Annotated in this window: 9 protein-coding genes; 6 read left to right on the plus strand and 3 right to left on the minus strand. The window is 49.1% G+C overall.

Features of this window, described 5'->3' with window-relative positions; translation table 11 throughout:
• Positions 1-806: 806 nt before the first annotated feature.
• Together Q1V85_RS12590 and Q1V85_RS12595 are read left to right on the plus strand one after the other, a co-directional pair.
• Complete coding sequence (locus Q1V85_RS12590) at positions 807-2141, plus strand: GntP family permease (RefSeq protein WP_300600435.1); 1335 nt, start codon at positions 807-809, stop codon at positions 2139-2141.
• Complete coding sequence (locus tag Q1V85_RS12595) at positions 2142-3305, plus strand: glycerate kinase (protein ID WP_300600437.1); 1164 nt, start codon at positions 2142-2144, stop codon at positions 3303-3305.
• Between the two features lie 186 nt (positions 3306-3491).
• Here Q1V85_RS12595 and Q1V85_RS12600 read toward each other — a convergent pair whose 3' ends face one another.
• Together Q1V85_RS12600 and Q1V85_RS12605 are read right to left on the minus strand one after the other, a co-directional pair.
• On the minus strand, positions 3492-4205 hold the full coding sequence (locus Q1V85_RS12600; protein ID WP_300600438.1) for a LytTR family DNA-binding domain-containing protein: 714 nt from the start codon (positions 4203-4205) through the stop codon (positions 3492-3494).
• Positions 4202-5257, minus strand: coding sequence for a histidine kinase (locus tag Q1V85_RS12605; RefSeq protein ID WP_300600440.1), 1056 nt, complete (start codon positions 5255-5257; stop codon positions 4202-4204). The genes Q1V85_RS12600 and Q1V85_RS12605 overlap by 4 nt, the downstream gene beginning before the upstream one ends.
• A gap of 229 nt (positions 5258-5486) precedes the next feature.
• On the opposite strand from Q1V85_RS12605, the gene Q1V85_RS12610 reads away from it, so the two are divergent.
• The 3 genes from Q1V85_RS12610 (at position 5487) to Q1V85_RS12620 (ending at position 8968) form a co-directional block, all read left to right on the plus strand.
• Positions 5487-5945: a hypothetical protein gene (locus Q1V85_RS12610; protein ID WP_300600442.1), complete on the plus strand. Its 459-nt coding sequence runs from the start codon at positions 5487-5489 to the stop codon at positions 5943-5945.
• 209 nt (positions 5946-6154) lie between these two features.
• Complete coding sequence (locus Q1V85_RS12615) at positions 6155-6604, plus strand: SRPBCC family protein (protein ID WP_300600444.1); 450 nt, start codon at positions 6155-6157, stop codon at positions 6602-6604.
• A gap of 858 nt (positions 6605-7462) precedes the next feature.
• A complete protein-coding gene (locus tag Q1V85_RS12620; RefSeq protein WP_300600446.1) occupies positions 7463-8968 on the plus strand; it encodes an MFS transporter in 1506 nt (501 codons plus the stop codon).
• Positions 8969-9080: 112 nt separating this feature from the next.
• Here Q1V85_RS12620 and Q1V85_RS12625 read toward each other — a convergent pair whose 3' ends face one another.
• Positions 9081-11081 carry an FAD-dependent oxidoreductase gene (locus tag Q1V85_RS12625; protein ID WP_300600448.1) on the minus strand — a complete coding sequence of 667 codons (2001 nt, stop codon included), beginning with the start codon at positions 11079-11081 and terminating at the stop codon, positions 9081-9083.
• Positions 11082-11413: 332 nt separating this feature from the next.
• Here Q1V85_RS12625 and Q1V85_RS12630 point away from each other — a divergent pair, with 332 nt between their 5' ends.
• The gene (locus Q1V85_RS12630; RefSeq protein WP_300600449.1) at positions 11414-13612 is read left to right on the plus strand and encodes a family 43 glycosylhydrolase; all 2199 of its coding nucleotides are present in this window, start codon (positions 11414-11416) and stop codon (positions 13610-13612) included.
• Positions 13613-13775: the final 163 nt, after the last annotated feature.

Raw genomic sequence — 13775 nt, forward strand, 5'->3', positions numbered from 1 at the left:
TTTTTTGAGGACTGCGTCGCATTCGGCGACGGTGAACAGCCGCAGTACGTCATAGTTGGCCATAACTTTCCATTTTAGGTTAAACAATATATTTTAAATATACATTTTTTTTAATGTAAAAACAAATATATTTTGTTAAAACTGGCTTCCTCCAGGAGACCGCCCACAAAAAAAGATGATCCTGAATAAATGATCCAATAGCAAAACCCCCAATGTAAAGAATTACCCGGGGGTTTGAATTTGCATTATAAACCTGTCTTTAGAGCCACGGTATTTACCGTGTGCGCAATATGGTGCCATGAGCCACCGCGTGCTTTTTTTTTCAGCGCTTCCCCAAAGGGATGCAGAAAATAGCTAAGCCGGGCAGTGACGCTGTTTTGAGATGCTAAATAAAAAAACGGACAAAAATCCTATGAAATGTAAACTGACCGCATAGAATTATTTTCCAGATGGAATAATACACAAAACTATCAGGACGGCGTTTTTCTTTCAGATTAAATTCGATGAATACCCGCTTTTTTTCGGTAAAAAAAGAAGCAGGCCGGCTGTAAACTCCGGATCTGAAAGCCAGTCGTATCAAGGGCTCTCTTAAAAGAACGGGCTTTTGAGTATACCCCGTCCGGGGTATGTGCTCTTCCGGTAGGGCAGCCGTTTTTTTTACGGAGATATAAGGGCTTGATTGTGAATGAAGCATTCTGTTGTTTTTTTACTCCTGAATTGTTACAGGTCAATCTTCCGGAAAGAGGCTGCCGGAAATAGTAGTGTTGGAAGACCAGGTATTTCGGAATAAAATAATAAATTGCCGGATGCTTGCTTCACCCGTTTTTTTTATTGTGCTGGCGCTTCTTGCCGGCATCGGTCTGATCATTCTTTTAAGTATCCGGTACAAAGTGCACCCGTTTTTTTCGCTATGCCTGGCTTGTTTTGTTACAGGAGGGCTGGGTGGACTGGAGATGACATCTATCCTTTCGGTAATGAAAGAAGGTTTTGGAAAGATCATGAGCTCCCTTGGATTTATTATTGCCATCGGTACCGCGTTGGGAATGGTGTTACAGGCCAACGGGGCTACCACCACCATGGCGAATGCGATCATTAAATGGGTTGGCGGCAGGCGATCGGTCTTTGCCATGAGTCTTACCGGTTTTATCGTGGGACTTCCGATCTTTTGTGATTCGGGATATGTGGTGCTCAACGGGCTGAATCAATCCATGATCCGCCGCACGGGAATGGCTACGGCCATCATGAGTACAGCGATGGCCACGGGCCTTTACGCGGTGCATTGTTTTATACCGCCGCATCCGGGCATCACAGCTGCTGTGGGAACCCTGCATGCGGAAATGGGACGGGTGATTCTGCTGGGATTGCCGGCAGCGGTTCCGGCAATGCTCGCCGGTTATTACTGGGCCATATGGAAAGGCCGTAAATTTCCGGCAATAACCGGGAATGATGACCCGGAAGTACCGTTGCCGGAATCGAACCGGCGCTTACCCGCTACAACATTATCATTTATTCCGGTGCTGGTGCCGGTGGTGCTCATCGCCTGTAAAGCGCTGATACCGGCACAAGGTAATCGGACACTTCAATCGATACTCATAGCCGGGGAGCCCGCCATTGCACTGGCCATTGGCCTGGTACTGGCGTTATGCATTCCTCAAAAATGGGAAAAAGGAGCCCTGGGCCGGCTGATGCATCATGGATTGGAAAAGGCCGGCGGTATCCTGGTGATCATCGGGGCGGGCGGTGCTTTCGGGATGGTCATCAATGCCCTGAAACTCCAGGATCACCTGGCCGGGATGGAGGGCGTTAAAAGCCTTGGTATCTTTTTCCCCTTCCTGGTTGCTGTGATCCTCAAAACGGCACAGGGTTCTTCTACGGTTGCGGTATTGACGGCTGCTTCCATTGTACTGCCTTTTTTACCTGGCCTGGGATTGGATACGGAAAACGGAAGGGTACTGGCGGTGCTGGCCATGGGTGCCGGCTCAATGGCGGTGTCGCATGTAAATGATGCTTATTTTTGGGTCATTACCAATTTCTCGGGGCAGGAGCTGAAGCCCGTGCTGCAGGTATACAGTGTGGCTACCATCTGGATGGCCCTTACCGGAATGTTCGCCGTTTATATATTATCCTTAATCCTGCTGTAGATGAAGATCGTTATTGCGCCCAATGCATTTAAGAACAGTCTGCCGGCCGCAGCGGTTGCTGCCGCTTTAGCTGAAGGCATCCGGAAGAGCGGTTATACCGGCGTGTTGGTTTGTTGTCCGGTTGGAGATGGCGGTGACGGCACCGGCAGTCTGCTGGGACAATACCTGGATGCAGAGCCGGTAGTTACGGCAGTGACGGATCCGCTGGGCAGAACCATCCGGGCTCCCTTTGGATGGGTAAGGAAAACCCGGACTGCAGTGATTGAAATGGCGGATGTTTCCGGTCTGCGTTTGCTGCACCCGGAAGCATATGATCCGTTGCATGCGTCTACTTTTGGCTGCGGACAACTGATAAAAGCGGCGCTTGACAAGGGCGCCGCCGAACTGCTGCTCTGTATCGGCGGCAGTGCTACGGTGGATGGGGGTACGGGGGCATTAAGTGCCCTGGGACTTCAATATTATGATGCTGCAGGGACGGCATTATCATGGCTGCCGGCAGATTTGGCGAAGCTGCATTCCATTGACCGTTCGGGATTGGATCAGCGGTTGCAGGGGGTACGGATGACCATCCTCTGTGATGTAAAAAATCACCTGCTGGGTGCAAGGGGTGCAGCGGCTGTTTTTGGTCCGCAAAAAGGTGCCGGCCCCCGGGAGGTGTTACTGCTGGAGGCGGCGTTGCAACAATGGCGGGATATCGTTTTAAAAACGACAGGAACAGATATCGATGCACTGGAATCCAGCGGGGCGGCCGGTGGTGTTGCGGCCGGTTTAGCGGCCTTTTGCAAGGTAAAAATAGTAGATGGCATCAACTATTTCCTGGAAAAGATCCGTTTTGAAAAGGAGCTGCAGGGAGCGGCCTGGGTGATCACTGGTGAAGGTGCCATCGATCACCAGACACTGGAAGGAAAGGCACCCTTTGGGGTGGCCGTGCTGGCAAAGCAAAAAGGCATCCCCGTTATCGGCGTCGCCGGGAAAGTACCCGATACGGAGGACCCGGAGTTACAGGCCTTTTTCCCCTGGCTTATGTCTATTAACGAAGAACCGGTGGCGCTTGAAGACGCGATCCGGCAAACAGGCCCCAACCTGGTAAAGGCGGGTATCAGGATAGGTACAGGATTGCAGGCGCAAAGCGGAAATGAAGCATTACGCCTCAGCAGCCCATAAACCACAAAGAATGCCGGGAAAGGCAAAAAGGTATAAACGTTGGAGACACTTTAGAGAACGATTTGTTTTCTGTTACTCCGAGTGTACTACTGAAAGAGGATGGAGCGCCTGCGAATCCGGCCATTCAGTTCTTCAGCGACTCAGTGGCAAAAAATCTGCGCATCTGCGGCTAACAAACCACATGCGCTATAAAAAACCGGGCATCCGCTTTCCCAGTTCTTCCCGGTATATCCGCCCGATAGGAATAGCATGTTCGCCGATCAGGATCCGGTTCCTGGAAATACGCTGTATCCGGCTATGCGCCACAATAAAAGATTTATGTACCCGTATAAACGCCGGCTCCGGGAAAAGCTCCTGCATAGATTTGACAGAACCTTTTACTACCGTTTTGCCCCTGGTGGAATAAATAATGGCATAGTCTTTTAATCCCTGGATAAAAAGGATATCTGCCAGTACCAATTTTATTTTTTCAACCCCGCTTTTCACAAAAATAGAGGCACCGTGTTCCTGGCTCCACTCAAGACCGGCTTCTTTTTTTTGCAGCGAAAGAAAGTCTGTAATCTTTTCCAGTGACTGGTAGAACCGCTTTTGGGCAATCGGCTTTAGCAAAAAATCGATCACACCCAGCTCAAAGCCTTCAAAAGCATAGTTGCGAAAGGCCGTGGTAAACACCGTAATTGGTGGGTGTGGTAAACTGCGCAATAGGGCAATACCACTGATCTCGGGCATCTCAATATCCAGGAACAGGGCATCAACGGAATGCGTCTTCAAAAAACGGAGCGCGTCGAGCGCATTGTCAAAGACGCCGGCCAGATTTACCCCGGGCAGCGGAGCTATAAAGCCCGTTAATATTTCCCGGGCCAGCGGTTCATCATCCACAATAACGCAACTCAGGTTCATAGCAGGATCTTTAAAAAAGCGATGTAGGCTCCCGGCGGCTCTTCCGTTTGCAGGGTATAGCGTCCGGGATATAATAGTTCCAGTCTTTTTCTCAAATTCTGCAGGCCGATGCCTCCCTGCCTTTTTGTGGCGGCCGGCCACCGGCTATTCGCCAGCCGTACTTCCAATGCCGTGCCGGCCCGGATATTGAGGTGCAGGAACGCAGCGCTGTTAATAGTACCAAGACCATGTTTAATGGCGTTTTCCAACAGGGGCAGGATCAGGAATGGGGGTATCAGACACCCCCCGGTAACGTCCTCAACCGTGATGCGGATATCTGCTTTATGATTCGTACGCAGCCGCTCCAGCTCTATATAGTTTTGAAGATAGGCCAGCTCCTTTTCCAGGGGGATGTACTCCTCGTTGCTTTCATACAGCATATACTCCATCAGCTCCGATAGTTTGAGTACGACGCCGGGTGCATCGTCCGATTTTTTTAATGTGAGGGCATACAGGTTATTCAGCGCGTTAAAAAGAAAATGTGGATTTACCTGGGCCCGCAGGAATTCCACTTCGGCATTCAGCTTTTCCACGGTGATCTTCTGAATCGTCAACTGCTGGCTGTACCAGTCTATACTAAGTTTAAGTGCCAGCATAAGCGCCAGGTACCAAAGCGTGCTGAAAAAGTTGTAGGACAATGCTTCCAGCAGGTCACTGTTGCGCATCGGACCGATCACATATCCATAAAGCACATAGTCAAAAAAGCTTTGCACCAAAAGATAACCGGCTACAGATAAAAGCAGGGCGATGCTATAAACACCATAACGTTTCTTCAGAAGATACCGGGGCAAAAAAAAGTGCAGGTTAAGATAAGCAATCCCGATCAGTAACAGGATCCGTATAGAAACACATGCAAAGAAATAGGGAAGGCTGGCCTTGTAAATAAGGTATCGCTTTTCATAAAGAAAGAACCCCGTAACCAATAGCCAATAGGCGCTGTGCACCAGGAACCGGCTGGTTGAAATACGTCGTTTTGAAAACGGCAGCGGTATGCTTTTACTCCACAAGGTCATGGATCTATGGTTCTGTGTAAAAAAAATCAAAGCCGCCGTTCCTGCAAAATTATATCGACCAACGGCATCGATCGTAGAGGAATGCACACATCGAAAGGGGCGGCGGGTTGCATGCGCATTGATCGATTATTTTGGACGCTGCTCTATTATTTTTTTACTCCGTTTGTCTGCTGGTTAATATTGTATCCGGCACATGCAAACAATATTTGTTCACTAAAAACAATCTACAATGCAATCTACTACATTTAACCGACCGTTTATTAAATTATTTACGCTGGTGGTATGCTGTTTTACCGTGTTGAGCTTTACCACAAAGCTGGGGCTGGATCGTTATGAGATCTACCTGAATAATAAACTTCTTTTACAGCAATCGGTCAACCAGCCGTTGAGTTTGAGGAAATTGCAATTAAGCAAGGCGGGCGATAATGACCAGCTGCGCATTTACTACCGGCATTGTCATGCACCCAATACAGGTACCAACAGGAGTATTTCAATAAAAGATGAAGCAGGACGCCTGTTAAAGAAATGGAGCTTTGCCAATGTTACGGGGCCAGACCAGGGCATGGTGATCCCCGTAAAAGAGTTGCTGCAGCTGGAACGGGCGCATAAGCAGCAGGACCTGAGTCTTTATTATGCTGCGCATGAACTATCGGGGGAGGAAACCCTTGCCGCGCTGCAGTTTAAGTAGCCTTCAACCGGGAACTGCCTGCGTCAATAGCCCGCCTTCGTAAACTGCCCGTTAGTTTGTCGCATACGGCCGCGCTGAAAACCAGGTTTTAGGGCCAACTTTGTTGTGGGATGGTTGATGTAATGATCAACCCAACCAGTGGAGCAGCACCCACCTAAAAACGGGCGGAACCGAAAAGCCAGATGAGTAGGAACCCAAAAATGATTTTTATGTCAAACAACAAAGTTGCATTGCATCGCATGCTGAAGACATCTCCGGAAAAGGTATACCGCGCTTTCACCGATGCCCTGGCCATTGCGTCCTGGCTGCCACCCTATGGTTTTCTTTGTACGGTGCACGAACTGGATGCTAAAGTAGGCGGAACCTATAAGATGTCGTTCCAGAATTTTTCAACCGGGAACAGTCATTCGTTTGGTGGCGAATACGTGGAGCTGGAGCCCAATACCTTTCTGAAGTATACAGACCGTTTCGATGATCCGAACCTGCCGGGCACTATGACCACCACGGTTTGGCTTAAGAAAACGATTGCGGGCACCGAGTTAAAGGTAGAGCAGGAAGGCATCCCTGATATGATCCCGGTGGAAATGTGCTACCTGGGCTGGCAGGAGTCTTTGGAAAAACTGGCCAGGCTGGTAGAACCGGAAATACCGGATGCATAGCATGGTATTCAGGAAGCAAATCTATTTATGCATTAAAAGATCTGTGTTATCTGTGGGCGATTTTTTCCCCGCTGATTGCGCAGATCTTTTCGCAGAAATATACCGGGCACTTTTCTGTTTTCTTATACGATGCCAAAGCCTATGTTCCTATGTGGTTAACAAAATGAGCATGACAGCTCTGTTCTGCGTTATCTGTGGGCGATTTTTTCCCCGCTGATTGCGCAGATTTTTTCGCAGAAATATACCGGGCACTTTTCTGTTTTCTTATACGGTGCCAAAGCCTATGTTCCTATGTGGGCTAACAAAATAAGCGCCTGGCAGCTCTGTTCTGTGTTAACTGTGGGCGATTTTTTCCCCGCTGGTACGCGGATCTTTTCGCAGATATATACCGGGCGCTTTTTGTTTTCTTATACGATGCCGAAGCCTATGTTCCTATGTGGTTAACAAAATGAGCGCCTGGCAGCTCTGTTCTGTGTTATCTGTGGGCGATTTTTTCCCCGCTGGTACGCGCGGATTTTTTCGCAGAAATATACCGGGCACTTTTTTGTTTTCTTATACGATGCTGAAGCCTATGTTCCTATGTGGTTAACAAAATGAGCACGATAGCGCTGTATCATCTTCGGAATGAAGGAACGCAGGTGTGATATCATTACACGCATCGGGATTAATTTCTACAGGACCTTTTCTTTAATAAGGTATAGGCGACTGATTCAAAAGAAGGTTTCTCATGGTATGCTTTTTGATTTTTCCGGCTAATATGAACAGCGAGTGCTGATATCAGGCCCCGGCAGCAGTGCATTCGTATAGAGAACCGGTAGCCGTTACCGGCTATATATTTTCGATGATAATGAACCGCCCGTGTCTTTGCAACCTAAGGAAATATTATCGGAGAAGGAGATCCAGCAGGGATTAAAAATGGTCATCTGGGATGGACTGGCTGCCGAAGTAATGACCTCATTTACCGGTAGCGCTTTCCTGGTGGCGCTGGCCTTACTGTTGGGCGCCAGCAATGTGCAGATCGGACTGCTGGCAGCATTGCCGATGATCACCAATGTATCGCAGCTCATTTCCATCTGGCTGGTGCGCCGGTACAATAACCGGAAAATGATCGCTGTATATGGCGCCTACCTGGCACGGGTGCCGTTAATCATCATTGGAATCTTTGTATGGCAGTTACCGCATACATCGTTTAACCTGTTATTGTTCTTTCTTTTGTTTTATTATTTTTTTGGTTCTGTTGCCGGACCGGCCTGGAACTCCTGGATGAAAGACCTGGTACCGGAGCGGTTGCTGGGCACTTATTTTTCCCGCAGAACACGGTATACACAAACGCTGGATGTGGTACTTAGCCTGCTATTGGCCCTATTGCTGGATTATGTAAAACTGCACCACCCGCAACGGGAGCTGGATGTATATGCCTGGTTCTTCATTATGGCCGGCATTGTAGGCGTTGTTGGCGGATACCTGCTTTCCAAGGCGCCCGAGCCCCGCTCACAGCTTTCGGGGATGAATACCTTTGCCTTGCTGAAACTTCCGTTGCGCAATGCCAATTTCAGAACCCTATTGCTGTTTAATTCGGCCTGGGTGTTTGCCATCAATATCGCCATTCCTTTTTTTATGGTATTTATGATGAAGAGCCTGAAACTCCCGATCTCGTATATCATTGTCTTAACGGTGATCAGCCAGCTTTTCAGCATCTTCACCATCCGCATCTGGGGCATCTTCTCAGACCGTTATAGTAATAAAAGTATTATTGCCCTCAGTGCGCCCATTTATATTATCTGTATTATCGGCTGGTGTTTTGTAGGCTTCTACAAACAGGCCTATCTGAACATAACCCTCCTGGTGCTCATCCATATTTTTAGCGGCATTGCAACATCCGGTATTAACCTGTCGCTTACCAATATCGGTCTTAAACTGGCACCCCGGGCAGATGCGATTGTTTACCTGTCGGTAAAAAATATTGTAACAGCCATCTTCTCTTCGCTGGGGCCGCTACTGGGCGGTGTGCTGGCCGATTATTTTACCAATATTAAACTTTCGGTGCTGGTGCAGTGGAGCAGTCCGGGTATGGATAAAGCGATACGGCTTGTAGCCCTGCACGAATGGAACTTTCTTTTCCTCATAGGCGCCCTGCTGGCCTTATTATCGCTGGAGCTGCTGATGCGGGTAAAGGAAGTGGGCGAAGTTCAAAAAGACATTGTGAAGCGGATCATGCGCACCAGTATCCGGAACAACCTGAAAGAATATTTTATCATTGGCAATATTATAAACCTGCACGAACAGGTGAAGGCATTGATAAAATTTCGCAAGCGGAATGAAGGCCGGCCAGCGGGTGTTCGCAAAAAAGGACCGGCAGGGTAGACGTTGGAATACCGCTTTGGATTTTACAAACACAACAGGCCTGCACTTCTTACGGCGCAGGATCTGCGGCTGGCGCCGGTTACACCATTTGTTAAGAAATGCCGCCGGAGAATTACTTTGCCCGTTTTTGCTGCAATAACAGCGCATCGGCCGCAAGGTTGCCGCTTCCACCTGCTGCAAGTGTTACATAGGGCTGACGTTCTTTTTTGAGATTGAAATTCCCGATAAGGTGCCATTCCCCGGATGTTTGCCCCAGCACTTTTACGGCGTCGGTACGTACCAGCAGGTTGTTTGTTTTAGTACCATCAAAAACCGCGATCTTTATTTCCTTAGCGGCATTGTCGATCCGCGGCAGGTACATATAGATAGCATAGCGGCCATCTTTTTTAACCGGAAGCTGGAAGGTTGCGGTTGCGGTTTGCGCAGTTGTCAGCATCATTGATGGTCCATAACCCTGATGGTTTTGCCGTTTCCAGTCGCCGGAAAACTGAACCAGCTCGGTATCCGCATCATCCACAATCATATCCGGATCTGTGCCGTCCAGGAGCGGGTCTTCCTTTAGTTTCCGTTGTACGGCAGTGATATCGATCTGCTGTACCGGTTTGTTTTCACGGATGGCCTGGGCGGCTGCAACGGCGGCAGACTGTGCCAGTACCATAAAAACCGGTTCCATCCGGATAGAACCATAAGCAATATGACTGGCCGACAGGCATACGGGTACCAGCAGGTTGCTGCATTCTTTTTCTTTTGGAGTAATGGAACGATAGGAGATCGGGTAGGGCGCAAATCCGCCGATCTGTACATCGCCTTCATTTTTGACCATTTTTATCCCGTCTTTTTCAATAACGATCCGCTGGCAATTGTGCGAATCCATGGTATAAGCAGCAATACCCACTCCATCCTGCACGGTTTCCCCGCCCTGGCAGTTGTGCTGTGTCATTACATAAGCCCCGGTCATCCGGCGCGATTCCCGGATATAGGCCTGTGGCGTCCAGTGCTGGTTGTTGGTGTATTCATCTTTTGGGTAGCCCCATTCCAGCATCTGTTTGCGCATCGCTGCCGGTACCCGGTTGTCGTGCCCCAGGAAATACAGCAGTGCTTTGTTATACAGCTCCAGCTCCTTCAGCAGTTGTTTCCGTTTTTGATAGCCCGCCTCCGGGTATTCGTTGCTCCAGCCGATCATGTCCGTTGAAAAAGGTCCGTTATTATTGATATCGGTTTTATGATTGGGCATCAGGTCCAGTTTTAGTACGGACCGTATATTGTTAACAGCTCCCTGTTGGATATACCGTAGCAGCAGCTCAAACTTTGTGGAATCGTAGCCGGGAGGGCGCGTGATGGGAATGCGGTTGGCGGGGTCGTTGGTCAAACAGATCCTGAAGTTATAGGCCTGCACGTTCCGGTCTGACGAACCCGTTGTTGCCAGCGCTGCATTACTGATGCCCCAAAGCAACCCGCTGGATGCATCGCCGGGAATCTTATAAGGATCAATACCATCCGGAAATTGGTGCTTGTTCAGGAGCTGAACCCCATTATAGGTTTCGTTATACTCCGTATTGGCTTCCCGCCCGATATGGTAAGACACCCCGGCCTTCGCCATCAGGTCGCCTTCATAGGAGCAGTCGATAAATACATCCGCCGCTACCTGTTGGGGCTTCCCATTTGGTTGGGCTGATGGTTCAATAAGAATGGTTGTGATCTTATTATTTTTCTTGCGCACTTCTTTTAGCTGAAAATTGTAAACGACCTGGATGCCGGCAGCTTTTATATAATTTTTAAACAGCTGTTCGGCAACCGATGGTTCAAAGATCCATTGTTCAAAACGGCCATAATGCGCGCCGATTTTCCGGTAGAAATCCAATGCCAGCCCGCTGATGGCGTACTTATTCCCGATGTCGGTAAAACCCAACCCACCGGAAGTAAGTCCGCCCAGCCGGTTACCCGGTTCTACCAGGACTACGGTTTTGCCCAGTTTAGCAGCGCTGTAGGCCGCAATAACTCCGGCTGAGCTGCCGCCGTATACACAGATATTTACATATTTGGGGATCGTTGTCGTTTGCGCTGTTGCAACAGCAGATAAAATAGTACAAATACTCAGTAATAAAATACGCATAGTCATTCGTTGATATCGCTATAAATGGTTTCCGGGGCCGCCGGAGCAATCGTTATTATATCCATTATATGAGCCTTTTACATGGATTTCGCCGCAAAATAAAGATTTAAAATGGTAGTAGAAGGATAAGAGCGCTAAAAAAGGAAATAATTACAAATGACCGGGCTGGTACTGATAACCTTTTGTAATGCGGAACTGCCGCCTTCGGCGAAAATAAATTTTAATAAGTATTACATATTACATTATCTTTAAGAGCCGGAATATGAAATGTGAAGCTCCGGAGATCGATTGCTTTTATATGAATATGTATTTTTTACCAAACCCCTCATATCATGAAAAAGAACTACCTGTCCTGTGTGCTTATGGGCACACTGCTTTGGGCCTCCTCCGGCTGTAAAAAAGAGATACGCCCCGCAGCACCCCCGGAACGGTCTTCCGGAACCAAAGCTTTAACGCTGAGCACAACCCCGGTTAAGGGCGATGTGGATGGCGATGGGAAAGCCGACCTGGTCACCTTTCATACTAATGGCAATGTATACACCTACCGGTCTGACAGTGGTGGTCTGTTTACAGCGGGCATTCCCTGTTTTAATGGTACGATGAACAGTGCCATATACGACAATACCGGTCATCTGGCTATCGATGTTACGGATGTAAACGGAGATGGCCGGTCGGATATTGTGACGGCCAATACAGACGGCACCATTTATGTGTATACCGGCAAAACGGATGGCACTTTTAACAATCCGATCGGATCCTTTAACGGTACCTATGACCCGGGATTTGATGGCACCACCGGGTACTGGCCCATTGCCGTGGGAGATATTAACGGCGATGGCCGCGGCGACCTGGTAAGCGAACGGGACGGTTCCATCATCGTGCACCCTGGAAATGCCGATGCCACTTTTGGGCTGGCGGTATTTTCATTTAACGGATCGTTTAACTCCGCCATGCGGGATGCCACCGGGCACTATACGGTGGATGTGGGCGATGTAAACGGCGACGGCCTGGCCGACCTGGTAACGATCAATACGGATGGCAATGCCTATACCTACCTGGGGCAAAGTAATTATACATTTGGAAACCCTATTGCCAGTTTTAGTGGTACGATGAAGCTGGGACTGATGGATGGCACCGGTCATGAACCGGTGGGCCTGGCGGATGTAAACGGCGATGGCCGGGTAGACCTGGTCACGCATCATTCGAATGGTATGGCGTATGTGTACCCGGGGCAGGCAGATGGAACCTTTTCGGCCGGGGTCGCCAGCTTTGGCGGCGGAATGGCCTCATCCATCTACAAAGGTGCAGGACATGAAGTAGCCTGTGTGATGGATGTAACCGGCGACGGTTATGCAGACCTGGTAACGGCGCATACGAACAATAATGTATATGTGTACCCCGGACAAAGCAACGGGCAATTTGGAAACGTGGTGGTTAACTTTGGCACTTTTTATTCAAGCCGTTTTGGCGTGAGCCCGGGGCATGAGATTGTGATGGAGAAATCGATGATACGGAGAAGAGGCACCTTGCTGCGGCAGTATTTTAAGAACCCGATGGTAACAACCTCATGGGATAACCCGGATCCGTTTGTAACCGAAAAAGACGGGTTTTATTATTTTACCTATTCGCAGGATTCACGGATCGGCATCCGTAAGGCAAAACACGCATCATTGTTTGGGATTTCTTCAGAGCCCAATGTATGGACAACTGCAGGCTCCGGGCTTTCCCAGGTTTGGGCACCGGAACTGCATTATTTAAACGGTTCCTGGTATGTGTACTTTACCGCCACTCCGGATGGAACGGATTTCGGCCACCGCATGTACTATATGCGGAATACGGATACCGACACGGATCCTACAACCGGTGGGTGGACGGCACCCGTACAAATTGGTGGTGGTCCTAATTATTATTCCATCGACGGCACCATCCTTACGGCATCGAACGGATCGGGGGCGCTTTGGTTTATCTGGTGCGGAAGAAAATACAGCGGCGATGCGTCAAGATTATATATTTCAAGAATGTCGGGCCCTACAGCGCTTACCGGTGCTGCTGTTATGATATCGGAGCCTTACTATTCCTGGGAAACACAGGGCTATCCTGTAAACGAGGGGCCCGCTATGTTAAGGGAAGCGCCGGGAGGCCTCACCTATGTGGTATATTCGGCCAGTGCGGCTGATCAGCCCACCGGGTATTGCCTGGGACTGCTTTCATTGCGTGCCGGCGGGGATCCGATGGTTGCCTCCGACTGGACCAAAAGATCTACCCCGATATTTAGCAGCAGCAGCGCCAATGCTGTTTACTCTCCCGGCCATTGCAGCTTCTTTACCAGCAGTTATGTAAACTCCGCCGGTACAAGCCTGAAACAGCACTGGATCGTTTACCATGCAAAAGCAACAAATAATCTGGGGTATAGCGGACGTACCGCAAGGATGCAAAGCTTTAGCTGGGATGCGGCGCATGCCCCGGTATTGGGTACACCGGTTGGCTTATCCGCTAATGTTGCAGTACCCAAAAGCGAGCATTTTAATTAAAGCGGTCGGTTTATAATTATATAGCGTAATGTGGCTGTAAGCCATATATACGAATGAAGAGGCTGCCTCATTTTTTGAGGCAGCCTCTTTTTTATCCGGCAATGGTTCAGAAACCCGTCCACCCGGCTGATGTATATTCAGGAACCGCGTGGCTTGAATGGCA

Origin of the sequence: Niabella sp., assembly GCF_030150205.1 — a bacterium.
Classification (GTDB): Bacteria; Bacteroidota; Bacteroidia; order Chitinophagales; family Chitinophagaceae; genus Niabella.